The sequence below is a fragment of the Candidatus Uabimicrobium amorphum genome (assembly GCF_009002475.1).
Classification (GTDB): Bacteria; Planctomycetota; Uabimicrobiia; order Uabimicrobiales; family Uabimicrobiaceae; genus Uabimicrobium; species Uabimicrobium amorphum.
The window spans coordinates 7,044,228-7,071,000 of record NZ_AP019860.1; the positions used below are offsets into that span (position 1 = coordinate 7,044,228).

Consider the following 26,773-nt stretch of genomic DNA (forward strand, 5'->3'; position numbering starts at 1 on the left):
ATTATAACGATGCAGGAGATTGTCTTGAATGGCAAAGTAAAATTATTACGGGAAATGAAGAAGGCATGGCAAGATCAAGACTGGGAAAAAGCCGAAAATTATAGTGACCAACTGATAAAAATGAACCCGAAAAGTAGCAGAGGCTATTACAATCGAGCTCTCATTCAAATGAAACGCAACAAATGGGATGGAGTACAAAAAGATTTAGAACGGGTTCTGGCTTTAGACCCAGATTATACAGGTGCACAAAAGCTTTTAAAAGAAGCAAAGAGATATCTTCGAAGCAAAGAAAAAGTCACGAATACATCGACACAGACACACTCTACAAATACATCTTCCTCTACCGACGCGATACATTGGCAACCAGGGCAAATCATAGACGACCGCTATGAGACAATAAAAGTGCTTGGAAAAGGAGCGATGGGCGAAGTCTATCTTGTTCATGACCTATTTTGGGACATAAAACTGGCAGTAAAAATGCCTTTGCCAAAGATTTTGTCTTCGCCAAAAGTTACAGAACGATTTACTCGTGAAGCGCAGATTTGGGTAGACATAGACAAACATCCCAATGTTGTCACGGCTTACTACGTGCGAAAATTAGACGGTTTACTGCGTATTTTTACCGAATATGTGGATGGTTGTGATTTAAAGACCCACATGGAAAAATCTGCCATTGGTACATTTACAGAGGGACTCGATATCGCCATCCAAATTGCTCGTGGTATGGCACACACTCACGAAAGCAATTTAGTTCATCGCGACCTTAAAAGCGCCAATGTGATGATCTCGCAATCTGGAGAGGTCAAAGTAACAGATTTGGGGCTGGCCAAAGCTACTGCATTGGCGGAGATTTCTGTCGATGAAAGCGAGGTGGAAACTTCGACACCGCTAACCATTGTTGGTAAAGCAATGGGGACTATCGCCTATATGCCACCCGAACAGTGGCGTGGTTCCGAGATAGATTTTCACGCCGATATTTATGCGTTTGGTTGCATTCTCTATGAAATTTTTTGCCACCGTTTGCCATTTATCAAAGACAATGAAGACTCTCGCAGTGATTTTGTGGCATATAAGCATATGCATAATTTCGTCAAAGCCCCTACTCCCGAGAGTATTAAAGACCCAAAGCTGTCATGGCAAACCATCCCTAATGAGTTGGCGCAACTTATGATGAGCTGCCTGGAAAAAGAACCAGCAAATCGCCCGCAGAGTTTTCGTGAAATAGAGAAAATTCTATTGCAAATTTATTATCAAATCACTGCAAAAGCTTATCCACATAAAATAGTAGATAAATTAAAACAGCACGCCGCAGATCTCAACAACAAAGCCCTTTCTTATTTCGACTTGGGGCGAGAAGAAGAAGCAATGGAGTTACTGGAGGATGCTGTTATAGCAAATTCTTTGTGCGTGTCGGCTGTTTTAAATTATAGATGTATGCAATACCGAAAAGAAGGATTTCCTTCTGAAGGTTTTACATATACCCTAGAGTGGGCTAGAAGTTTTTCTCCAGAGCATACTGGGCCAGATTTATTGGAAAATCTATTTTTCCGAAAGCCGTTGCGATCTTTTTCTGTAGAATTTGGTCTAAGAGTCATTACTCCTGATGGACGTTTTTTTATTTCGACCGACGAAGTGCATACTCTAAAAGTTTACGATGTCAAGAGTGGAGAATCCCTGTATAGTCTTTGTGGGCACAGTGCGAAAATTACCGCTATAAATGTGGCACCTAGTGGACGTTTTGCTATATCTAGCTGTGAGAATAGCACTTTGCAAATTTGGGATCTTGATAGTGGAAAATCTAGATGTACTCTTTCTTGTAATGAAGATAAAATTACAAGTGTGGCCATTACATCAGATGGACGCCTTGCTATTTCTGTCAGCAAAGATAGTGTTTTTAGAATTTGGAATGTCAACGCAGGGAAATTAATGTATACACATTCTGGCGATGACAGACGGAACGGTGTATGTGAAAGTATACGTTTTGCACCCGGTGAACGTCTTGCTACGTCTTGCTTTTTGGACGACGAACGTACCCCTCAGATAAAAGTTTGGAATATCCACAATGGGCAACTAGTTCATGAGTTACCTCGCGACATTAGAATAGTTACTTTTGCGTCCGATGGACGTTTCGTGATACATCCAGATAAAAATCACAATGTATTAGTTTGGGACGTTAAAAGCAAGCAGTTGGTTCATACACTCTCTGGCCACACAGAACCAATTCGTAACATAAAAACCTCACTTGATGGTCTCTTTGTCATTTCTGGAAGCGAAGATAAAACTCTAAAAGTGTGGAATATGGAAAATGGGCGGTGCGTCTATACACTCTCTGGTCATGAAAGTGGTATTACAAGTATTGCTATTGCACCTGATGGAGGCCTAGCAATTTCTTGTTCTAGCATGTGGATTAAGGATAGACTTGGACTTTTAGATCGTTATGACGGAACCCTACGCGTTTGGGATATCAAAAGTGGACAACTAGTCCATCAGCTATCTGGTCATACAAGTGGTATTAACAGTGTTGCCTTCACGCCTGATGGGAGTTTTGTGATTTCTGGTAGTGACGATAAAACCCTCAGAATTTGGGATATCGAAAGTGGGCAGTGCATGTGCACACTTTGTGGTCATGAAGGTGGGGCTGAAGAAGTTGTTGTAGCATGTGATTTGGCTATTTCGGAGGGGAAACCCTCTAGAAACTGGCTCGTTTGGAATCTTGAAATAGAGAAGACAAAGATAGAGAAAAGCTTGCTTTATGAGCAAATAACTTCTTCCGTGCAAACTATGGAATTGGAACAAGAATTTCGCAATTTAAAAGAACAGATACAGCAAGAATGGCAAAGTAAAAATTATTTGGCTGCATGGAAAAATGTGCTGGAGTTAAAAAAAACGGTGGGTTATGAACAAGACAAAGAAGTTCTAAATGCTACTTATGCTCTATCTGAAGCTCTTCAATACCAAAGAAGTACATTGTATAGAAAATGGTTTCATGGATTTTTGGCTAAAAATATACATTGTGAGACTATCGCTGGACATTTGGTTTTTGGCAGCAGTTCAGACCATGATTTGCTAGTATGGGATATAAGAAGTAAACAATTAATCCATACGTTTTCTGATCATAAAGAAGACATTACACACATAGCAGCAACACCGGATGGACGCTTTGCTATCTCTGCTAGTAAAGATAAAATGATACACATATGGGATGTAAATAAAAAACAACAAGTGTATACATCATCGGGGACAGGGCCCGTTGCTTTTGTTGGTAGGCGTTTTGCTATTTTTTGCCAAAATAAGAACTTACAAGTGTGGGATATCAAAAGCAAACAACTGCTTGGTAAATTTTCCGATCATACAGGAGAAATTACAAGTTTAGCAATTATGCCTAGCAAATGTTTAGTTCTTTCCGCTAGCTATAGTAGCGATCGCAATGACAACTCTCTGTCGATTTGGGATATTAAAAGTGGAAAATCTGTCACCAATTTATCCATACATAAAGAGTGTATTCGCATTGATAGCATCGTTGGAAACTTTGTTATTTCAAAGAAAGATGGCAGATTTCAAGTATGGGACATCCCTTCTGAGCAGTTGGTGCTTACCTTCTATATGGATTATCTAGCAATCACACCAGGTGGACGTTTCGCGATTGGAGCGCGAGATAGCACTCTTTTTATTTGGGAGACGAAGAGTCGTAAGTTGCTACACGAGCTTTCTGGCCATCTTGCTAAAATTACCAGTATCGCCATCACACCTGATGCACGCTTTGTGATTTCTGGTAGTCACGATAAAACCATTCAAATATGGAATATTGTCAGCGGAAAACAATTGGGAAAACTATACGGAGATACAAAACCAATCACGGGCATCAAAATTACATCTGATGGGCGCTTTGCTATTTCTAAAGATGGTAAAGCATGGCAATTTGATTGGCACTGGGAAAAAGATACAGTAGATATTAATGATTACCAAATAAAAGAGAAGCTAACCAGCGGGATCTCAGGAGAAATATATTTGGCTCACGACTTAAACAGAAATACTTATAACTACCAAGAACAGAAAGAAACTAGCGATGAAAAAAACAGGTACGAAAATAGGCGAAAAGATAATCGGTTTAGAGAATCTGGACAGTACTCGATATGAGAACTGCGAAATATATCTGAATGAACCGATTACACAGCTAATGGATTACGAATTTCACAAGTGTATTTTTCAAGACTTAAAAGCACATCGTATATACGATTGCATTTTTGAAGAATGTAGTTTTTCTAAATTCGAAGTGAGTAACTTTTTTGGCGACTACCAGTCACGTATCTACCGCGTCACGTTCTCAAAATGCGATATAGCCGAATTTATTATCGACGCCGAAAGCGCTGGTTTTACAATGGAAAATTGCAAAACCGAATGTGCAAAACTCGCCTTGATAGACGAAAAACAATACCACTGGGACGATCAGATGATCCATCTAGAGAATCTCCACAATCTTACTCATCTAGATCTATCTCAAGCACTAATAGGGGACGAAGGAATCGCTTACTTGGCAAATCTTCACAACCTTATCGAACTTGACCTGTGTGGTACAATAGTAACAAATGAAGGCATAACTCTTCTAGCAAACTTCCCTCATCTCACCAAACTTTCCTTAGAATGTACAAAGGTAGAAGATGAAGCACTTCGGCATATAGAAAAACTCCATAAACTCACCCATCTTGACTTGTCAAATACACAGGTAGGTAACAAAGGCCTTGCATACCTAGCAAATCTCACCCATCTGACTCACCTTGATTTGTCAAATACACAGGTAGGTAATGAAGGACTTGCGCACCTCACAAATCTCACCCATCTCACTCACCTTGACTTGGCAAATACACAGTTAGACGACGAAGGAATGATCCACCTCGAAAATTTCCCCCATCTGGTGGAACTTGATTTATACAATACACAAGTAGGAGACAAAGGAATTGCTCATTTGGCAAAGCTCTACAACCTTACAACGCTTTGCCTATGGAAAACACAAACAGGAGATAAAGCCGCGGCTATTCTGGCAAATCTCTGCAATCTTGCTGAACTTAATATAAATGACACACAAATTAGCCATGAAGAGATAGCAAAATTGAGAAGTTCTCTACCTAATACAGAAATAATTTTTACAGCGGAAAAGGAAGACTTTTTTACTATGATAAAAAAATGGTGGAAGGGACTCAAATAGTAATTGTAGATTTGAGGGAATTATTGCAACTCTCTTAGTTGGGTTCTTGTATAAAAGAACCCAAATGTTTTACTTGAGATATTTTGTCAAGGTGATTTGGTTTCCTAAACGGTTATACTCTATTTGATCTACACACTTCAGCATAACTTTTATACCCAGTCCTCCCCAATCTCCTTTTTCGTATATCTCTCTTGCAGCTTCAACAGTGGATAATTTCGTTTTATGAGCGACTTCATTCTTTGAATTGAAGCCTTTTCCCTGATCTCTGACAATAAAAACAATTTCCTCTCCAGGAAAGTGAAGATAATGAAACTCTATTACCATTTCTTCATTGTATTTATGTCCGTGGCGTTGGGCGTTGCCAATCGCTTCATTCACAGCCATACCTAGTTGGTATTTCTCTTGTTCTGTGGCATTGATTGTTTCCAGTTTCTGCTCAACAATTTCGCAAACCTGCCGAATGTCTTTGTTGGAAGAAAAAAACTGAAATAAGATATTATTTGCGGTAATTATTTCTGTACTATTGCAGTTTGCTTTTTCTCGGAAATCAACTATTCGTGTCGGTTCCAGCAAAGGTTCTTCCGAAAAAGTCATCTTCGCATTGCCAATTTGAATAACATCGCCATTTTCCAATGCGCGAAAAACAACTTTTTTTCCGTTTATCCAAATTCCATTTGCGGAATTCAAATCCTCTAAGAAGATATTTTTTTCATCTTTATAAACTTGGGCGTGCCGACGGGAAATAGATCCATCTAGGAGCACGACATCATTCTCGTTTCCACGACCAATTGTAATTCTATTGTCGATAGGAAGTACCTCTGTAAAGCTATTTGTTATTTCTATGTTTAAACTCGCCATAAACACCTCCTAAATTTCATTTACTTCGATCCAATGAGCATATTGAAAAAATAAATTTTTCTCCTCTTGGGGAATGGGAATATTATCTGGCAGAAGTAATGTCTCCCTAATTTCTTGCAACAAAATTGTCTCAAATAGAGCCTTTGCCGTTTTCATTCTCTGATAAATTCGATCTTCTACCTTTTTCTTTTCTATACTGCTACATTCCTCGGAAATTTCATTAAAAAAAATGGCCACATCAAAAGCCGTCTTTTTGCTCTTTTCTTTAGAGAAAAATTTATACTGGAACATACGAAACATAATTTTATCGGTGGATTTATCTTGTTCCTTTAGTTTTACCAAGGTGGAATTCATCAGTGTTTCCACATAATCAATTTCAAAATCCACCTCTGTGGTGTCATGAGAAAAGCCCGCTTCCATTACTTTAGGATCTAAAAAAACAGTTGCATTTACATACATACTGACTTTCTTTTGAAAATAGCGAGTAGCAATCGTAAACATTAAATTTCTCAGTTTTCCTTTTTCAGGGTCAGCGCTACGAAATATTTTTTTTCTATTTTCGAGTATGTATGAGAAAAATTGCGCAAACATATCTTGAGCATAGTTTTTATCGTAATATCCCATTTTCCTAAATTGTCGGCTAAATAGATTTGTGATGGGACTTTGAAAGCGTTGGAGTATAGATAAAAGGGCTTCGTCACGCTCACTGATGTTATAATTCGTCGTGCTTAGTCCCGCAGTGACTACTTTAATCCAATCCGTATCTTTTTTCATATAAACCTCCCTTTCTACTAATCTATTACCTTAATGATAAAAATCCTGAGAGATTTTTTTGTTTTTTTTAAATTTATTCTCAAGGTGCGCAAAAGGTATCGAAAATCGCCGCTTGCCAATGCTGTGTATATTGCGGACGACACTCTAATACAATTTGTTTTACATAAGGATGTATTGCCCATCTAAAAAATAATTGTTGAGCGCTCTTTAGATGCAAAACCTCATATACAGCAAAAAGTATATAGATCAGTTCGTTTTGCAAATTTTGCAAAGCGTTGTCACTTAAAAAGCCAAGCCTCGTTAGTGCAATTTCGATGTCTGCATTATCTTGGCTTTGCAGTAAGTAAATAAAAGTTTTGACTGCTTGCGATTTATGCTGTGTATATTCGCATAAAAACTGTGCTGCGCGCGTTTTGATCTCAGGATTGTCGTGTAAAACCAAATCACTAAGATAGGTAACGCACTTTGGAGTGTTGATTTTGTATAAAGCATAAACAGCCATTTTCGCTTTTTTGTCATTACCATCACGTGCTTGTTGATATATGGCATCAATCCCCACATCTCCCAGAGGTTGCAGTAGTGCAATTGCGTCATCGGTGTAGTTTGCTAATAGGTCCAAAAATTTATCGAGTCCATATGCATTATTACCATTTATTTGAATGAGAATTTCGCGACAATCATGATGATAACCGTATGATGGACTCCCTTCCATGGCATCTACGAGTAATTTACTCAACTCTGTATCATCTATAGCAAACTTTTTCATTAATTGTGGTAAAATTCCAAGGATTTTCGTTATGATTCTTACAGCACCCGGCATTAGATTTTTGTCTTTTAGCGCTTCTAGCAGAGTAGGAAAAAAAACATGGGCGTTCTCTTCGGTAATGCATTTAGAGATGCAGCAGAATGTAATGAAGCGTAAATGGTCCGATCCATTGATATACTGCTGCCAATCGCAAAGAAAAATTTCACATATATCGGCGTTGACATAATAACCTATATTTTTTATTATTTGTTCCTTTTGTTGTTGGTTACACGTCTGCCAAAATTCGTCCAAGGTTTTTTTCCGGAACACTTGTATGAAATTATCTCGTGATGATAATGAGGCTTTGATTTCTCTTTTTGCCACAACCTTTAGGAGAGATAGTTCTACTTCTTGTGGTAAAAGTTTTATCTTGCCAAAAGCACCTACCACTTCTTCCTGTATATCTTTGTCATCGGAATCCAAAAGTAGTAACAACTGATCAGTTGCCTCAGCCAAAGCACCTAGTTTTTGTAGTGCATAGACAATTCGCCATATCATATCGCACTCACATAAGCCAAGAAATTCAATAAGTTTGTCAATTACTTTTTCATTGTGGGTGTTCCCTAACGTATCAATCGTTGCATCGACTACGTATTCTTCTTCTTTCACGTCGAGAAACCCAATAAGCTTATTAATAGTACTGTCATCCAAAGGTCCCATATTTTCCAAGGCTTTTATTACCGTTTGCCGTACATATCGATCATCTACGTCCAGTAACGCCGTAAGTTGTTTCGTGGCCTGTGTGTATTGTAGTTCGCCAATGGTGAAAATACACATTATACGAACTAGATAATCATGGTGATGTATATATTTCAAACAATGACGCGCTATTTGTTCTTTTTCAATGGGGCTACGTTGCAGTAAAAACATAATATTCGCCCAGGTACTATCTGTACCTGTAAAACCACCATCGATTGTGACGATCATCCAAAGAAAGAATCGCGGTTTACAATCTGTTAATTTTGGAGGGCGTTGCACAAATTTAATGAGCCGTTGTGCAACATTTTCATCTATTTGTGGACGGATCGTCGATACTGGCGGATATGGAGCATATGCCTTGATAATTTGCCGTGATATAAAATGTTGAATTTCTTCATCATCGTTTTCTAATAAAGTTTGCACTAACATCATAGGATCTACTTTGCGATCGTCGTCGTCATAATGAAAAACATTATGCTTTATATTTTTGACAATTTGTAAGGATGCAGCATGATTGAATTGTAAACCGGCGACTACAAAATGAAAAAATAAATCCTCTTGTTCTATTTGTTTTAAAACCTCGCTCCAGTTGTGCTGCTGTAAAAAATCGTGTTTTTTATTGTCAGACTCAGGTCTATCGTATGGAATGAGACTTTGCTGCCAATCAATGATAGTCTTTTCGTGACCCAAGGCTTCCACTATATGCCAATGTTCTATAGACAAACAGGAGATAAAATGCGGAGAATTCTTGATGATTCTTAAGACAGACAGTATCGCGACTGTGGGATAAGAATCAATAAAATCGAGTACAAGTCCAAATACATCTTGTGGCACTTTTTGGCCGATGAGTCCAAGGGTGCGTATGCTTTCTTCTACATTGTTGTTATTCTGCAAATTACTTGCTAGATGACATACCACCGTATCGATTTGCGCGGATTGAATATCGCTAAAAATCGGTGTTGTGACAAAGTTCATCGCTTCAAGTGTTTGTTTTGCGACAGATTGTACATCTTCATTTGCACGAGAAAGCAAGGGAGCCATGTCTTGTGCTAATTCACGTAGACCGAGTTTTGCGATGGTTTGTAGTACATCTTTCAATAAGTCGCGATCTTTACAACTAAGTAGCGTTTTTAGATATGGAGTAATACATTTTCGTATAGAAGTTATGTCTATGTTTTGTAACCAAAACAGTGCGTAATGCACGATTTTTTTATCACTGCTTTGTAGTGCCCTGCATAAGTGGCTGGCAATTTTTTTGGCCTCTTTTCCCAACATGAAAATACGAATAATTTCTTGAGGATCAAGACGATAGTAAACCTCTTCGCCTTGGAAGAAAAAATGCTTTTCGATAAGGTGTGGATGCAAGGTGTTGATCATGATCGCCCTATCTGTTTTTTTGTGATAGATCACACCGTGATCGTTACCTCTTGCGGAATGGCATCCCCAAGGGCATGTTTGATAACCCGACGTCATATACCAAACAGGACGATATCCAAAATCAGGATGCAACTGCTTTTTACCGTCCATCAATTGACGTAGCGCTTGTGCAATTTCACGATGTGAGGTCTCCGATGCGACAACCACTTGCCAGTCTTTCCTGATGGTTTCTAATAGTTCTTTACCTTGTTTTAAAAAACCTTGTTGCGAATAATCAGTAAAAGAATCACTACTTCTGTCTATTTTAGCTGACGATGGATATAAACGATTTTGTAATCGCTGTAGACCAATATCCCCAGCAATTAACTCACATAATTCTTTGTGCTTTGGTATCACCATAATTTCTTCCATTTTTCCATATTTAAATAGAATATCGTATGTAACCGACATTCTCATCGAGTAAAATCCCGCGGATTTGAACCTTCTTTTCACACAACTCTATTACCTACTATAACAATTTCCCACATTCATCCCAACAATTGATCCTTCTTTATATCATAGTTATTTTGCTGTTGCTGCGAGAACCCCAAATTGCTACTATAAAAAATAAGAATAGGCGTTACGTCCCCGAAAGGTCGGACGGCTGAGCCTATAATTACTACCTCCACAACCGTGTTTTCACATATGAAAAAGTTGGGTTGTAATTTGGCTGTTACTCTCCTGAAGGACTTAACTTCGAAAGGCAAAATGTGAAAATTGAGCATTATGAATCGCATAAATACATGAAGCTTATTGATAATGGCTATCGATATGTTGGAGACGAGCGTAAATTTTTTTTACTATTTTATTGCTTTGGTGCTTTAGCTGTTGCTTGTTTTATCTTTTGGCCGTATGAATGGTACAAAATAATTTTAACCGTTGTTTTAGGTGCCATCAGTGCGGTATTTTTTTTCGCCTCCTTACCTTACGGTTACATTAAAGATATGGAACTCGATCATGTAAAGAGCAAGTGGTCTTTGTCTTTTATGACACCGCGTCATCGTTTGGAAAACCAGATATTAAACTTTAAAGAAATCGACTGTGTTTACTTTATGCATTACGGTAATCTTTCCCCTTCACCTGGGGATCTCAATATGCACATTCATATTGAGATGAAAACGCAAAATATACCTTTGGCATGCCAAAAAGAATCGGGACCACGTTTTCAATTAGAAGGTATTGATAGCCACAGTAAAATGCTCGACTTTGCAAAACGCTTGGCGCAAATATTAGAAATGGACAAAGTTGTCATCGAGCGCAATGACCCTCTTGTTTGTATCATTCGTTTGTGCAGAGAAACAAAAGCGAAAAAAATCGAAGTAGAGACAACAGAGATATCTGATTTACATACTTTTTACCAATCGCAGATGGAGCCTCTACCACAATTACAAAAAATTGTGTGTAAAGAATGGAATCCTGAGGAATCAGAAATTGTGGGGGAAGTGGAGTATCGTCGCGGTGAGTCTCTTGTCATAAAATACCAGGAACCAAAAGAGTCGATTTGGTTGATGCTGTTGATTGCACCTGTCTTCGCAGGAATTTTTACCAGCACGCTCGCAATACCATATTTCTTTTTTGCGGATACTGTTTTAAGACATCCCAAACAAATTATACCATTTTTTGTGGTCGGGTATCTCGTTTCTATTGTTGGCTTGATTTTGTATATTCTTATTCTGAAAAGACAAAATTATTTTGCTCCGCAAATACATCAATTTGATCTACGACAAAAAACATGGACAATTAGCGACAAAGACCAACAAACCAACTTTGACTTGAATGATGCGAACAATGTGATTTTATCCATTCGTCATCAAACAGTTCGTACCGGTGCTAGGAGAAGAAGCGGTTATAAAGTATACCATGTGTATTTTGCTGTTGTACGACTAAGCGGTCTTGATGAGAAAGAATTAGTTGTCGGGCAAACGCAAAACTACCCGCGAATAGCCGATGCTTACCATCATGGCCTTTATTTTGCCAACGTGTTTTGTCAAGCGTGCGATAAAAATTTGACACTCGATGCACCATAGTGTTGACGTCTATCTTTTACGTTTATATCTAAGAAAAAAAATAATGATAACCGTGTAAACTATAGTATTAAAGAGAATATCTCCGCGGTTATAAACATAAACAATTTGGGGAGGACGTCTTATTTGCTTCTGATTGCTTGAATTAGAAAAATAGACATCTGCACCACTTGGACGATAGGAAGAATAATCTTCAAATTCCGTGAGTTGCCAATCGTGTGGCTTCGTATCCATGGATAGTGTTGTAGACTCAAGAATGACATTGCGATGTCCTGTAGATATTGGGCCAGCCCAAACCTCTTTTCCAGGCCATTTACCTTCTTCGCCAAGAGTTCCCTGCATGTAATTATTGCTTAAAAAGTACACGCGCAATAATCTTTTTGTGGTTTTTTCGTTGTTGGCGTGTTGTGGTTCACGATAGGGAAAAAATGGACGCTCAGTGGCAAAGCTCATTCTAACTGCTGAAGTTGCTATTTGTTTTTTATCCACATCTTTGGCTATTTTAAAAGCGGATATTTTCCACCCCTTATCGATATAAGGTTGAATCCACTGCTTTAAATTTTTAGGAAATTGGTACTCATGTTGTTGTAGCCAATTTTTTAAAGCCGTAGCGCTGTCTGCTTCTAATACAGCAACTTCATAAATAGACACACGTTTTTTTTCTAATACTCTAACAGACCTAGCACTCTTGCTCTTCACTTGAACCATAGATAACCTAGACCAACTGATCCCAAAAGAACGTTGTCTTTCGATGAGTGTTGCAGCGGTGAGTTCTCCCAAAATCGAAAATGCTATATCGCTCGCTTTTTCTAAAGTCGGTTGCGTGGGAGTAGGTACTAAAAAACCAAAATGCTCTGCTTCTGTTTGAAAAGAAGCACGACGAATGAAGTGCTGTATTTTATTTTCTTCATCCCAGATAATAATCGCGCTTTCATCAGCAATCTCGACAGGAACCTTCGCCGAAACAGTGGCACAAGCATGGAGACTATTGGTGAAAGAAAGTGCTATGGAAATAAACAAAAGCATTTTAAAATAGTTATTCATTGTATCTCCTATTATCTTTTTAGTAACAAAGTTAAGTGAGAAATTATAAACCACATCTTAACTTTTACCTAAAATCTAAGTATATATGTCAGTATGTGTTTTAGATAGGAAGACTATGATATGCTACCAATTCAAATCTAGCACGATTTGATACGATGTCATTATTTATATTGTAGTTTAAGGGTGGGTTGAATGCCGCGTCTGACCGATGTGATACGATGTCATTATTTATATTGTAGTTTAAAGAGGTTTTGAAAATTAGATCGTAGGTTTCTATATATCTTATGTTTACTTACCTCCAATTACATTGTATTTCATTTAAAGGCACACTTGTATCAAAAAATGTGAAGTAGGTTAATTAGATACACTTCAAACAAATGAACGATCAAAAACTATTTATTAGTTTTGTTATTCTTAAACCGACTTCTAAAGCAAAATATAGATAAAATCAAAAGTAGTATGTAAGTACTTGGTTCAGGAACAGCGGGAGCTGTAAAATCGATGACTAATTCAGTCTCTAAACCAGCTGTTGTTCCCTGAAATTGATATATCACATCAAGGTTCTCATTATCAACAACAAAACTTGCAAACGGGTCATTATTATCTACCAAACTTTGTATAAAAGCGGTAACATCTGTTATTTGTAAATCAACAGTACCATTAGCAATATTACCAATAAAGGCATCTGTACGAACAGCATCGCCTACATCAATGACCCCATCTCCAGCATAACCAAACAAATTCGTATTGCCAAAAACCGGATCGCTAGTTTCATTAATATTAACAGTGGCAGAGTTGATAATAGACCCAGGAACAATACTTGAGATATCGTATTCAAATACAGCACGATTTTCTAGGCCAGCACTCTCCTGAGAATCAATTAAATCAACAATAAAGACAATATCAAAGTTTCCATCTAAGTCAACGTCTTGTAAAACACCACTAACGGAAGGAATCAGGTTAATAACCTCTGCACTTAGACTAAACAACAAAAAAAAGAACAAAAACAAATACTTTTTCATATTTCCCTCTTTATTTATAGATATAAAATGGACAAAACAATTCGGTTTGTGAAAAAAATAGTGATTTGGATTTCCAGACTCTATTATTACTTGATAACTCAAATCTAGGCAAAATCTATTTGAAAAATTGCAATTAACAAAACGACAATTTTCAATATTTGCAAAACTACATCAGTTGAAAATTACAATTTTTAAAAATACATCCTTCGATTTCGTACTTTTCATCTTCGAAGAAAAAAGCACAGCCATAGTAGAAAATGCTACTTTCTATTATTCTTAACTATTTAGATTTCACTTCCATTTCGTATTTCCCACCATTCATAAACTTGACAGTATCCTATTGTAGCAAGACTTTTATTTTACATGGTAGAAAAATTTAGCAAAAAAGAAAATGATAGAATTTGCAGGTTATTTGTACAACGAAGACCTCTACAAAACATGACTACTAACGGTACACCAAAATCTCTCAAAGCCTTTTGGAAACTGAATTCAAACATGAATACTAAAATGTTACTCATGTTCACAAAAAGTTATTTTTTGACTGCCAAAAGCCTTTGTCACTATATTCTTAGACAAGTTGACTCTGTCGTTCTATTCTATTTAATGAGTTCTATCCCTTTGTCTGTAATCTTTATTTTAAATTGCTTATACAGATGTCCAATTGCTTGTTTAAACACTTTTTTACTTACTTGAAACTCTTTTTTTATATCTTCAGGAGAGCTTTTATCATGAAGCCTAGATTTTCCCCCAGCGGCTTTAAGATGTTTTAGGATCTTTTCCGCAGTTAAAAAAACATGTGTGCCTTGATTCGGTTGCAAAGAAACATCTATTTTCCCATCCTCCCTGACACATTTTATATATGCTTTGAGTTTTTGTCCTTTTTGGTACTTGTCGTAAATCTGATTTCGATAAACTAATCCTGTATACTCATCATTAACAACTACTTTTATCCCCAAATCAACAAAGGCACATATCTCCACATCTACTTCCTGCCATGGAGTAAACACTCCTGGCCCAACTGTTTCTTTTAAATTTTTTTTCATTTTTCTACCTTATTCCTCTGTTTTCTTTTAGTACTTATGCGCAAAGTTTATAGAATCTATCAAAGAGCGATAAACTCAGCAAGTAGTAATTTTTTTTGGCAACGACAAAAAGTTGAATAATGAACTTTGTTTTATTAAGGAATAAAATTATGTCTATGCGACAATTATTGCTTTTAATAGCCATATTTATACAGATTGGTATATGTGAACCACAAGGTGGATATTTCTACGGTAGCCGATTTCAAATAGTTTGATATTCCTTTACTAAATAGCAATAAACGATTGTAAATTTATCCATACTAAGGGGAAAAAATGGTTGATGAAAATTTCAAAGAACAGTGGTCATTTAGTTCGATGGTTGTAAAGGCATATGAAAGCCCTTTTGTTAGTGTTCTCATCTTATTAGCGGGGATGGCTGTTGCAACAGTTGTTGTCCCCTTGTACCGGGAAGAAATGGATATTGTGCGCGCAGGGGAAATTGTCGCCCTTGCCCTCATTCGTTTTTTGATCTATCAGCAGCCAAAGTGTTTTTTTTACAGTTTGATTTTTACAGGATGTATGTTGCCTGTTGCATCAGCGTGCTCATGTCCTATTTTTTACTACCGTTGGGAATTAGAAGGAATGTTAGAAATGGCTGGCATCGCTCTTCTTCCTGGAATTATATTTATTTTTTTTGGCTATAAAGGACTAAAAAGACTGCAAACCATTCCTCTTACGGCAAAAAAGGATAATGAATTTTTGAGAATCATTACAGAAGGAGCTATTATTCTCATTGCGATTACTTTTTCGATGGGAGTATGGAATGAAGCAACGGTTGTCATTATTACAGGAGCGAGCCTTGTTATACTTGTCGGAGTATTTTCTTTGCTCATTCCGCAACTACATCTCACAGCAAAAATGTTAGGAAAAATTTTAGCTTTTTTAGGATGTTCCGTTGTGATTTTGTGTATTCTTTTAGTGGCAACTCAGGGTGGACGTGTTGATATTTCCGAGGCGTTGGTTGGGATCATACCTGGAGCCGTAGTCGCAGGGATTGGTTTTTTATTGGTACTTGGAAGTGATTAGAGGTAATGTTTGTGCTTGAAAGGCTTAAAATATGGACAATTAAAATTGTCCATATTTTTATGAACTATGATAAAATTAGAAACCTAAATTTTGCTCCGTCCAAGTACCACCAAACAATTCACGACAAAACTGACGAAATTGTTCCGCATCAGGGCTAGTTTGCATATCTTTATAGTACTTTTCTTGCTTTTCGTATTTAAAGTGCTCGATCTTTGCCCCCTTGCGATATAATTCCATAGAGCGTTTTACATTCCACGCAAGAAATTCGCGAAATTGGTCGTAGTTATTGAAGTATTGTGGATCATGCTCTTTTGCTGCCATTGCTACAGCGATAGAATACACAACAAACTCTAAAGTTCCCGCAACAGCATCGCGCCATCCATACTTCCACAAATCATTGTCTACTAAATCAATTCCCGCCTCAGAACCATTGACATACGCATTCCATTCATCCCAAATATATAGTGGGCGATCATCCCAGGATGGTGCTCCAGAGACATACGTGTAGTAACGAGAACCACGCAAACTGGGAGGGACATACTTTGCGACTTTTGATTTGCGCATATTCGGTTCGACAACAACAACAGCGCGATTGTTTAAAACGTAAAATCCATTCGCTGTTTTGCCTGTTTTGTTCATTTTGTTGCGAATATGGGAGTGAATGCCATGTGAAGTTTCGTGTGCTAGTGTTACTAAATCATCGTAGTTATTAAAATCCACTTCGTGTGACATTATATCGTTGAGTACCGGTCCCCACTTGGGACTTTTCTTACTTTTTGTCGGCGGAAAATGGAGAAAATCAACTTTTTCTCCCGGCGCCTTGACATCGCGCAACGAAATTTGAATATAACGATTATCTGCGGTTACAGCAACGACACTACCGCCATCTCCAAGTTGTAAGAAATTAACTCGGTATTCTTTCAATAGATTGTGTTGCCAAGTCTTACCATTATCTAGTGATAATAATATGCCATTTGCTGTATGTGTATCTGTTTGGTGTGCGCGTTCACATTTGACTTCATCATGATCTGTGGTTTGGACAACAGCAGCGATAAAACCGTTTCCTGTTATTACTTGTTCTTGTTGTGCACTATCATTAGCAGCTATTTCTTCGACAATAAACGAGTTAGCGAATAACATACCTGATAAAAATAGTACGAAGTATACTTTGGTCATTCTTTCCTCCAATAAATAAAGATGTTTTATTATAACAACTTATGGTAGGTTATGTCCAATAGAGTCGAATGACAAAGTGAATAGAGGTAAGTAACAATGAGAAATAACAACGATCATCTCTCAATAGAACAACGTAAAGCAAGCTAACGCATCACAAACTTTTATCATTATGTTCAGTCATGAAAAATGATATCATCCCTGGTTCGAGTCCACCAAGGTCTGGCTGAATGAGATTTTAGTGAGTGTTTAATGATTTCGGAATGGTCATCACAATCCACAAATAGCCTAATACAGCATAGACTACAATAACGGCAATATAAAACACAATAAACATTTTATCTCCCAGATGGTTCACGAGAACCCATCCATTTACGGTGCCAATCGCAGCGCTGCCAAGCATTTTGATTTCTCGTGCTTTCATCAACTTCAAAATATCATGCGCAAACATAATACACAAGATGGTCACTATTCCCCAAACGATCCACCCAAATGCATGCAATACAACACCTTGCAAAAAGAAAGACATTACGACGATACTTGTGGCAAATGCGGAAGAAATCACACCATTGTCAAATGCCTTGGGCCACGAGGCACTGTCTATTATTGTTATTACAAATGCCAGTACAAACCATGCACAAATATATACAACCGCCTGTAGCCATTTTTTTGCTGTACTCATTTTGAGTTCCTTACTAAATTCTCCATGGTTTGATGACAACCACATGTTCAAGTTAATACATTTTTACTGCCATTGCCAATCCTTCTCCTGTTGGCAGAATGGTACTTCGCCAACGCTTTGAGTTAAAGATCGTGGAGTTAAACTGACGTAGACCATCCACGGATGCTCTTAAGTTTGGGTTATCTATATCTTGATCGGCGATGTGGTCCCAGGCAAAAACATTGTCAGCTAAAACGACACCTCCTATACGAAGGTTTTGTTCCGCCCATTGTAGGTACTGTGGATACGATTCCTTATCGGCATCGATAAAAACTAAATCAAAAGGACCTTTATCGTTTATTTGTGATAAATTATTGAGGGCTGGGCCGATAAAGATATAGATTTTTTCGGAGAGGCCGACCGCTTGAAACACCTCCTCTGCCGTCTCGGCGTGTGTGCTCTCGTATTCAAATGTGTAGAGAACGCCGTCTTCAGGTAATGCTCTGGCAATACAAATGCCTGAGTAACCTGCGAGTGTTCCAATTTCAACACACTTTTTGGCACCTATAGATCGCACAATCACTTCTAAATGCCGCCCATCTAGAGGGGAAACTTGGATTTTTGGTATTTGTCGATGTTGTGCGATTTGCTGCGCTTGTGCAAGGTGTGGATCATTGTCATTCACTAAAGACTCCACGTAGTCAATAATCTTCGGGTTATTTTGACCATATTTTTTTGTCATGGATTTATTCCTTATCAGGTATTTGCGACTGCGATAGGACTACAATCAAACGGATATTCCTTCATCTAAAATTCTTTTATCTCTTCATTATAAGATTTACGACAAATTATCAAGACATTTACGTACAGAATATGTCTTACTTACAGATGCCAATCTTTATATAATAGAAATATTATGCTTCACTAATGTGGAAACTATGGAGATTTGATAAAATGATGGATCATTGGTGTATCTACGACAAAAATCGCAAAAAATACGGCCCTTATTCTGCGGAACAACTGAAAGCATTTATTCAACAAAATAAAGTCGATGACAGCCACATTATCGTCAATAACGATAAGACTTACAACGTCCAACAAGCGGCGCTTGAACTAGACATCTCTCCCCAAAGGAAGATCGCCAAGTTTGAGATCATCAAGGAACTTGGACGTGGTGGCATGGGAGTAGTGTACCATGCACGTGATACTTACTTACAACACGAGTGTGCGGTTAAGTTTATTCATTTTAACCAATCAGCAGATAGTCTCGCCACAAAAAGATTCATCAGCGAAGCACAATCCGTTGCGCAACTTGATCACCCAAATATCATCAAAATCAAAGAGCTAAATAGCTACAGCGATGCGCAGGGCAATAATATGTATTATTTTTCCATGGATTATGTCGAAGGTATTTCGTTTGCTCACTATATCAAAAAACCGATTTCCCTGAAAAAAAAGCTACAAATGTTCTTTCAAATCTGCGAAGGAGTCGCATATGCGCATCGTCATAAAATCATTCATCGTGATTTAAAACCACAAAACATCATCGTGTCACAGCAAGGTACTCCGGTTATTCTCGACTTTGGATTAGCACGTAATCTCCAAAAAGAAGAAAATATCACAAAGACAGGAGACTTCGTCGGTACACCAAAGTACATAGCTCCGGAAGTGATGCATGGTAAAAAAGCAGATCAAAGATGTGATATATATGCTCTAGGTGTTATGTTATACGAAATCCTCACCGGCTTTTCACCGTTTAATGGTGAAAACGTTATCGAACTCCTATTTCAAGTTTCTCACACCGATGCCGTACCACCATCAAAAGTAAATGGTAGTATAAAAAAAGACACCAGTCTTGAGATTATTTGCCTAAAATGTTTAGAAAAAAATCCAGAAAAGCGTTTGTCATGTGCTTCATTTCTCAGCCAAGAAATACAATGTATTCTCGCAAATAAGCCCACACAAACCAAACCACCGGGTTTTTTAGCACAACAAGTAATATGGTGTCGCAAGAATCGCAGACTACTAGTAGCTACGGCCGTCATTTTTCTATTAGCAGCTCTGGCCATTTGGACTGTTCAAAACCAACAGCACCAGAAAGAAATCATTGCCCGCGATGCACAAATAGATGTACGCGACGCAGAAATTTTTCATAGATCCGCGCAATCTATTAGCAACAATGTCGAACAGTTTTACGAAAAATTTTCACGCCTAAAAGGTATGAAATCTATTGTGGCAGACATTAAAATGCAGTACCAACGCCTAGAAAAATATATCGATAACAAAGATCATAAATTTCTCTCAAGCCAACAGCAAAATTTACTCAACTTCTTAGAACGTTCACAAGCCATTATGCGCTATCTAGTTTTGCCCAGTATTCCTAAAATAGAATCTAGTATCCCTATCGAAAATATAGATGGACAATTCGAACTATCTACAGCAAATCATATTGCGATCGTTGACAAAGACGAACGCTTATTTGCTGCCAAAATAGAGGATAGTGCGCAAAAAATCTCCTTTGAACGTCCGCTAGCAACCACATGCAGAAAGCTAGCATTCTCTCCCAACGGTAAATGGTTAGCAACTTTTGAATTAGATGAAGAAGGACAAAAAATATGTTGTTTGTATCGTACCGAGTCATTTCAAAAAGTGCTACGTGCAAAAACAAGCAACAGTGTTCGTGTTTCTTTTGCCTTTTCTACAAGTAGTAAATATTTCGCCTATCATGATAGAGAACACGGAATTTGCATCGTTGATTTAACGCAAAATATTGTAAGCAAGAACATTCCAACTGATGGTTTGGCTTGTTATTTTAAATTTTCTGACAATGACAAGCACATGATCTATCGTCTAAATAATGACTATTACTACGCCTATAACCTAAGAAGTCAATCGACAAAAAAAAAAATCAATTATGTGAGTAACCTATTTCCTCTTTGGCACGACAATCGATTTACTTTTTTTGGCTGCGATTTTTTAGAAAGTTATGATCCTAAATCAAAAAAAATTACCAAGCATGATTTTGTCACAGTTTCGCGAGAAGACCTCATCACCAGTGCGATATCCCCTGATAAAAAAACACTGATCTGGGGAAGTACATATGGTAATATTTCTTATCTAAAAAAAATAAAAAACAACAAATTTCGCATGACTCATAAAAAACAAGCACAAGGTAGAATCAAACGCATAGGCTTTCTAAACGATCAACTACTATTCATTCACGATGCCACAAACTACTTTTACGTAAGAGACTTAGCAACAAAAGAAATCATCTATCGCGAAGCTAACGTTTTGGCCGTCGAAAAAGTAGGAAAACGTTTACAAGTTGTTATCCGCGACAGTGAAAAACTGCTCACCCAACGTTGGAACATCCCCTATGCTTTGCAACAGATACTAAAGCCGAATAAACAAACAAGCAAAATTTTAGCCATGGCAGCCAGGGCTGTTCAAACACAAGCCTTCATTGCCGAACCCTGTATTTTAGTACAGAAAGATTCATCAATAGAAAAAGTAATCCTCTCGTTACGTAAAGCTCTGATCATCTGGGAAAAGCAAGGTGATCTTTACAAACACAACAACGCAAAGCGCACGGTATTTTTTGATATTTGGGCCACTAGAATAAGCCAAGATCACAAGTGGATTGCTCTCATCACAGGCACAAGAAATAGCAGACAAAATATCATCCTTGTCGAAAGTGACAAAATAACCCCACAAAATATAGAAAAAGGCTATCGCATTATTCATGGAAACAAACTTCACGGAAAGCGCGTTGACCAATGGAAAGATGAATTCTATAAAACATCAGAAATTAGAACCCTAGGTTTTACAGCAAACAACAATCTGCTCTTCAACTACGCCGATGAGTTATGGCGATATTCACGTAGCAAAAAATCGGTAAAAAAAATAATAAAAGTACGCACGATAATTCGCAGCATACAATCCCATCCTAAACACGACATCATCGCCATAGGCCAAGAAAGAGATCACCTAGCGTTTGTATCGCAAAACGGGGAAACCATCCACCAGTTTTCTTTTGCAGGAGCAAGCGAAATAAAAAAAATTGCCTGGCACCCTACAAAAATCATGTGCGCGGCAATTAGCGGTGATAGCAAACTATATTTGATACAAAAACAAAACGATACGTGGTCTTTCGAAGAACTAGATGTCGTAGGTCGAAAATTGAACATATCCTTCTCCCCCAAAGGCGACGATCTAGCGATCTTTACCGCAGGAAATACCTATTTATACTCACTAAACACCAAAGACTACATCAACATATTCTCCGGCTTTCACAAAAACCAAGGAGCAACCTTCAGTCGCGACTGGCAATACGCCGTTTTCCCCTCAAAAAATATGGATGTATTGCTATTTAGCCTAAAAAAACTATCCGAATTCCCTGAATACTTCGCAACACCTAATATGAAGGATAAACAGGACAATATATGGTCACGTCGTGTACAACAGAAGTTTTTGCAGTATATAGAAATGAATAAATAGAAATGAGGACTAAAATGCAAACTCTAGGACGCTTTGCAAATATAGATAAAATTTTATTTTCGGAAGATCAAAAGTCATTGATTGTATTTAGCAATGAAGAAGTTGCGGCTTTTGATTTAAACACTTATGAACAACTAGAAACCATTCCCACGTACCAAAAGCCTGTAGATTCTGAAAAACCTATTGATCCACAGGACCCCCAGTACATTGCAAAAATACTAGAAAATCGCGTAATGTCTCCTGATGGTCAATATTATTTAAAAGCAAAAGCCTGGGAACCTGTAGGGCTTTACCTTTGTAGTGACAACACTATGTTAACATCACTTTCTATTGAAACCTATGATGAAGCCAATGCCAGCGATTATTGTTTTTCACCGGACGGTACTTTAGTTGCCATCGGAACAACAGAAATGGAGTTTACCGGATCTCTTTTTGTTTTTGAACTCAAGAGCAAACAACAAGTGGCATGTCACAGTTGCCATCAGTGCATTTCGAAAGTCTTGTTTTTTAGCGATAATAAACAAATTGTTTACAGCGATCTAGATGGAGCTATTTACATATACTCTCTGGAGCAAAATAAAGTACTCTACTCAAATAAAACGCACTCCAGTTTTTTGGGAAAACTTCTACTCTCTCCAGATGACAAACAAGTCATTTCTTTTTGTTCCAAAGACAACAATTTGAATATTTGGAATTACGGCGAAACGCATAAACAAAAACCTGTCTTAAACAATGATGGTATCAAATTACTGCCTTGCCTGAAAGATCGTTACCTAACAAATATATTTTTTAGTGCTAATGGCGAACGGATGGTGACATTGTTCAGTAACGGATCATCTTTCTTGTGGGATAGCACATCCATGAACCAGATAACTTCTCTCATCGACAGTAATACGATTCTTCTAATGGGAAGTACAGCCATCGCCATAACTTTTTCTCATGATCAGCAAAAAATTATTTGCGCAAAACGCGATGGTATTTACGAATGGTCAAGTGAAGATGGGCAACTATTAAATAGAAAAGAAGAGAATATTGAGCATTGGAGAAGAAGTCTATTTTCTCCCGATAGAAAAATACTCACTATTTTTCGAGATGATATTACCGAGTGGATCAATCTTGAAACATTCGAAAGAAAATTTTTTGAGTATCAACCGTTGGCGTATGAATATGCCTATTCTCACGACTCAAAAAAGTTAGTGTTGGCAAGCGAAAGTGGGGATCTTTCCATGATGGATGTTTACAACACGGAAACAATATCGCCTTTTTATACTAGCGATGATTCCATTCATGCGATTGCATTTTCAAAAGACAACAATTACATTGCTGTGTGGAATAGCGGCATTGTGGTGATAGATTTGAAATCATATGAGGTACTCCATAAATTTTCTTATGAAAGAAAACACCAGGAGTGTGTTGCCATTTCTCCTGGCGGTCAGAGTTACGAGTTATCTTTTTGTGAAAATGGTAAATTACTCTTTATACAAAACGGCATAAACGTCGATTGTTGGGATTGGCGTAAGGGAAATCTAGTCGAGACAAAAAAAGGCGATATCTGGTCGCTAGAAAACGCACAATATATGCTTGTACCAGACGGTATAGACATGGCCGTTAAATCCGTAGTTGATGGTAAATTAATCAAACGTTTTCCTGTCAAATTAGATAAATACACACCACATCCCAACGGAAAGTCTTGGGTGGGTTGGTCTGGAAAAAATACACTCTATCAACTTATGTAAACAATACTAAAATGCCAGACTCGTGCCAGGTTCTGACACTCTTTTTTAAAGATCTCAATTAAAAGAACAAGTTATATGTTTAACAACTTATGTTCCAGAGTAATAGCATGAGTTACAAAGTACCAAGGTAATAAACAAATAACGGACTAATAAGGATCAAAATGTTTACAAAAAGTAACCCATTTTTTTGCGCTAAATAACTACACACAATAGCTATCCCAAGAGGAATATACGAAATCATAATAAGCATAAAAAACAAAAGTGGCCCCATTCCATCCATGGGAATACTGAGTGATATAATTCCCATAACAAAACCACATCCTCCAAGGCTATACAAAACTTTGGATATTTTGAGATATATTTGCTTCGTTTTGGGTTGCAGATCGAGCTTATTCAGTAGCAAAAGTACTGTTGTGGCAGAGAATGCAGTAAGACAATACAATCCGATATGTGAAATATCTATTTGGAAATAAATACGGAGTATAGTGAAGTATAGATATTGAAAAACAACACAAAGAAATACAAAAAAGAACGCTTTTTCGAGTTGAACTTGACTTTGAGTCATATGAAATTCCTTTAATTAAATGTCTTGATTACGGTTCCCAATCAAACGGGGAATGACCATTGTAAAACGTAGTTTTCTAGCCAGATACCGCACTTAATTGTGAGACAGTACCATGGATCAAATGTCAACAGAGCTTACTATTTCACACTCTTTATTTCTTTCATTTTTTCATACCTAATTGTCAACAAAGAACTTCATCAATCACATACTCTTTTTCATCTGTCCACAAACGAATATCTTGTGGTGAAATTTATACTTTCTTAGCTACGTGTGTTACATCTTCAATGTGTAAAATCCATTTCTTAGCTTAGTGGTATAGCGTTTCTCACTGTAAACCAAGTTGAATAGCTATTTGTATTTTGACTTCAGATTTTACTGTTCGCGTTGGTGGAAACTTACAAATAGATTTGAGGGCATCATGGTAAAAGATAAAATTTCATCATTTTGACTTAGCGTTTCCTTACTTGTAATGGAAAAGTTTTTGCATAGCATCGCCATAACGGTTTTTATTTCTAGAAGCGCTAAGTTTCTTCCTGGACAAAATCGTGGACCAGCACCAAATGGCAAAAACGCTTTGAGATTGTGAGATTGGCCTGAAGATGGCGGAGTTAACCAACGCTGTGGTTGAAATTCGCGCGCTGAAGTAAAGGCATCGTCTTGTAATGAACAATGGCGGGTCAGCAAAAAAATAGGAGTTCCTGCGGCAATATCGTATCCACCTAAATCAACATTTTTCGTCGTTTCCATAAATAAAAGTGGTGCAACAGGTTTAAGACGCATTGTTTCATTTGCAACGGCTTCCATATAACTTAATTTGTCTACATCATGAAAGTTTTGCAATACTTTTGCATCACCAAGAATAGCATCTGCTTCTTGTTGCATTTTATTTTGAACCTCAGGGTATTTGGTCATGTAAGACATCATCCACGCCAAGGTTCCCGCAGTTGTATCTTCACCTGCTAATAATATAGTAACAACATTGCCAAAAATGTCGTCGTCTGTAAATTCCGCGTCTTCTTTTTCTCGGGCAACCATCATCGCCTCTAGGAAATTTGTGGGGTTTTCCATTAACTCAGGGTTTTGCGCAAGCTTCTGTGCACAGTGAGCTATAATATTTTTTATTTCTTTGCGTACCGCATCTAAGGCCTTGTCTAAAGCATGATCTATCGAAAGTTTAAAAAAACGCCAGTACGGTATAGGTGCACTGATTCGATAGTGAATAGCAGGAAATATCTTTTCCAGGTGTTGTTGAATCACTTCTTCTTTTTCTTCGAGAGTGTTGATGTCATATCCAAAGGCTAAATTTGTGGTAACATCAACCGTATAGCGCATCAAATCGAGTAATATTTTTTTCGGAGAACTGTCGATGGAATGATCCCAACGTTTTTTTAGCCGTTCAGTGACCTTGACAAGCGTTGGGTAAAAATTACGTAAGTGATTTGTATTCAGAGCATGCATGACAACACGTCGTTGTTTACGCCATCGGTCTCCTTCAGCGGAAAAAACTCCGCGAACGTTCATGTCTTGAAAAATAGATTCCATAACACTTAAACGGCGATAAGTATTTGGTCTCTTGCGTAAGATTTCGCCTATTAGCTCTGGATCAGAAACAACAACGATTTTTTTATGTGCTAGTTGAAATTGATACATCGAACCATGAATATCTGCCCATTTTTCTAAAGTTACATGTATTCGTTTTTTATCCACTTGTAGAATATTCCCTAAAAAAGGAACTCCTTTAGGGCGCGGTAACTTTTTAAATGGTTGAGTTGTAGATTCAGAAGACGTCATCTCTTTTTTTTGGATTTGTTGTTTCCAAGCTAAAATTTCGTCTTTTTTTACTGTAACATACTCATCTTGTATACAAGCGGTAAATTTCTTTAAGCAAGTGTTGCTATTTTGTACTCTTTTTCCTGATGAACAATCAAAACGCCATCCATGTCCACTGCATACAATTGCTCCGTTTTCGATAGTTCCTTCTGATAATAATGCACCTTGGTGAGGACATTCCCCTTGAAAGATAGAAATTTCTTCTTTGTTTTTTAGAATTACAAGGGAAACACCTTCTACTTCTGCGGCGATTAGCTTTCCCTGTAAAAGCTTACTTAAATGTGCTATGCGAATAGTTTCCATCTTAAATCCTTAAAGGATGACAATTTTGTCAAGTAAGAACAGTGGTGATAACATA

At 37.5% G+C, this 26,773-nt stretch carries 17 protein-coding genes; 6 read left to right on the plus strand and 11 right to left on the minus strand.

What is annotated here, in order from left to right:
- Positions 1 to 24: 24 nt before the first annotated feature.
- Positions 25 to 4,137, plus strand: coding sequence for a protein kinase domain-containing protein (locus tag UABAM_RS24670; RefSeq protein WP_173013558.1), 4,113 nt, complete (start codon positions 25 to 27; stop codon positions 4,135 to 4,137).
- Complete coding sequence (locus UABAM_RS24675) at positions 4,067 to 5,203, plus strand: leucine-rich repeat domain-containing protein (RefSeq protein ID WP_151970663.1); 1,137 nt, start codon at positions 4,067 to 4,069, stop codon at positions 5,201 to 5,203. Before UABAM_RS24670 ends, UABAM_RS24675 begins: the two co-directional genes overlap by 71 nt.
- Before the next feature lie 69 nt (positions 5,204 to 5,272).
- Here the strand turns inward: UABAM_RS24675 and UABAM_RS24680 are convergent, their stop codons facing one another.
- The 3 genes from UABAM_RS24680 to UABAM_RS24690 all read right to left on the minus strand — a co-directional run bounded on the left by UABAM_RS24680 (position 5,273) and on the right by UABAM_RS24690 (position 10,172).
- Complete coding sequence (locus tag UABAM_RS24680; RefSeq protein ID WP_151970664.1) at positions 5,273 to 6,061, minus strand: FHA domain-containing protein; 789 nt, start codon at positions 6,059 to 6,061, stop codon at positions 5,273 to 5,275.
- A 9-nt stretch (positions 6,062 to 6,070) separates the two neighbouring features.
- Entirely contained in the window at positions 6,071 to 6,835 is a 765-nt protein-coding gene (locus UABAM_RS24685; RefSeq protein WP_151970665.1) for a hypothetical protein, read from the minus strand.
- 79 nt (positions 6,836 to 6,914) lie between these two features.
- Positions 6,915 to 10,172, minus strand: a complete 3,258-nt coding sequence (locus UABAM_RS24690) for a HEAT repeat domain-containing protein (protein ID WP_151970666.1) — start codon at positions 10,170 to 10,172, stop codon at positions 6,915 to 6,917.
- A 293-nt stretch (positions 10,173 to 10,465) separates the two neighbouring features.
- Here UABAM_RS24690 and UABAM_RS24695 point away from each other — a divergent pair, with 293 nt between their 5' ends.
- Complete coding sequence (locus UABAM_RS24695; protein ID WP_151970667.1) at positions 10,466 to 11,782, plus strand: hypothetical protein; 1,317 nt, start codon at positions 10,466 to 10,468, stop codon at positions 11,780 to 11,782.
- Positions 11,783 to 11,791: 9 nt separating this feature from the next.
- Here the strand turns inward: UABAM_RS24695 and UABAM_RS24700 are convergent, their stop codons facing one another.
- From UABAM_RS24700 to UABAM_RS24710, 3 genes are all read right to left on the minus strand, one after another.
- Complete coding sequence (locus UABAM_RS24700; RefSeq protein WP_151970668.1) at positions 11,792 to 12,823, minus strand: DUF2330 domain-containing protein; 1,032 nt, start codon at positions 12,821 to 12,823, stop codon at positions 11,792 to 11,794.
- Positions 12,824 to 13,215: 392 nt separating this feature from the next.
- On the minus strand, positions 13,216 to 13,845 hold the full coding sequence (locus tag UABAM_RS24705) for a PEP-CTERM sorting domain-containing protein (RefSeq protein WP_151970669.1): 630 nt from the start codon (positions 13,843 to 13,845) through the stop codon (positions 13,216 to 13,218).
- 596 nt (positions 13,846 to 14,441) lie between these two features.
- Positions 14,442 to 14,888 carry a S1 RNA-binding domain-containing protein gene (locus UABAM_RS24710; RefSeq protein ID WP_151970670.1) on the minus strand — a complete coding sequence of 149 codons (447 nt, stop codon included), beginning with the start codon at positions 14,886 to 14,888 and terminating at the stop codon, positions 14,442 to 14,444.
- Positions 14,889 to 15,200: 312 nt separating this feature from the next.
- Between UABAM_RS24710 and UABAM_RS24715 the strand changes: the two genes are divergently transcribed.
- Entirely contained in the window at positions 15,201 to 15,953 is a 753-nt protein-coding gene (locus UABAM_RS24715; protein WP_151970671.1) for a hypothetical protein, read from the plus strand.
- Between the two features lie 75 nt (positions 15,954 to 16,028).
- On the opposite strand, the gene UABAM_RS24720 is transcribed toward UABAM_RS24715, so the two are convergent.
- The 3 genes from UABAM_RS24720 to UABAM_RS24730 all read right to left on the minus strand — a co-directional run bounded on the left by UABAM_RS24720 (position 16,029) and on the right by UABAM_RS24730 (position 18,529).
- Positions 16,029 to 17,129: a hypothetical protein gene (locus UABAM_RS24720; protein ID WP_151970672.1), complete on the minus strand. Its 1,101-nt coding sequence runs from the start codon at positions 17,127 to 17,129 to the stop codon at positions 16,029 to 16,031.
- Between the two features lie 235 nt (positions 17,130 to 17,364).
- Entirely contained in the window at positions 17,365 to 17,808 is a 444-nt protein-coding gene (locus UABAM_RS24725; RefSeq protein ID WP_151970673.1) for a hypothetical protein, read from the minus strand.
- 52 nt (positions 17,809 to 17,860) lie between these two features.
- Positions 17,861 to 18,529, minus strand: a complete 669-nt coding sequence (locus UABAM_RS24730; protein ID WP_151970674.1) for an O-methyltransferase — start codon at positions 18,527 to 18,529, stop codon at positions 17,861 to 17,863.
- 212 nt (positions 18,530 to 18,741) lie between these two features.
- Here UABAM_RS24730 and UABAM_RS24735 point away from each other — a divergent pair, with 212 nt between their 5' ends.
- A complete protein-coding gene (locus UABAM_RS24735) occupies positions 18,742 to 22,284 on the plus strand; it encodes a serine/threonine protein kinase (RefSeq protein ID WP_173013559.1) in 3,543 nt (1,180 codons plus the stop codon).
- A gap of 14 nt (positions 22,285 to 22,298) precedes the next feature.
- Positions 22,299 to 24,020 carry a hypothetical protein gene (locus UABAM_RS24740; RefSeq protein WP_151970676.1) on the plus strand — a complete coding sequence of 574 codons (1,722 nt, stop codon included), beginning with the start codon at positions 22,299 to 22,301 and terminating at the stop codon, positions 24,018 to 24,020.
- Between the two features lie 112 nt (positions 24,021 to 24,132).
- On the opposite strand, the gene UABAM_RS24745 is transcribed toward UABAM_RS24740, so the two are convergent.
- Together UABAM_RS24745 and UABAM_RS24750 are read right to left on the minus strand one after the other, a co-directional pair.
- Positions 24,133 to 24,585: a hypothetical protein gene (locus UABAM_RS24745; protein WP_151970677.1), complete on the minus strand. Its 453-nt coding sequence runs from the start codon at positions 24,583 to 24,585 to the stop codon at positions 24,133 to 24,135.
- Positions 24,586 to 24,957: 372 nt separating this feature from the next.
- Positions 24,958 to 26,718: a cytochrome P450 gene (locus UABAM_RS24750; RefSeq protein ID WP_151970678.1), complete on the minus strand. Its 1,761-nt coding sequence runs from the start codon at positions 26,716 to 26,718 to the stop codon at positions 24,958 to 24,960.
- Positions 26,719 to 26,773: the final 55 nt, after the last annotated feature.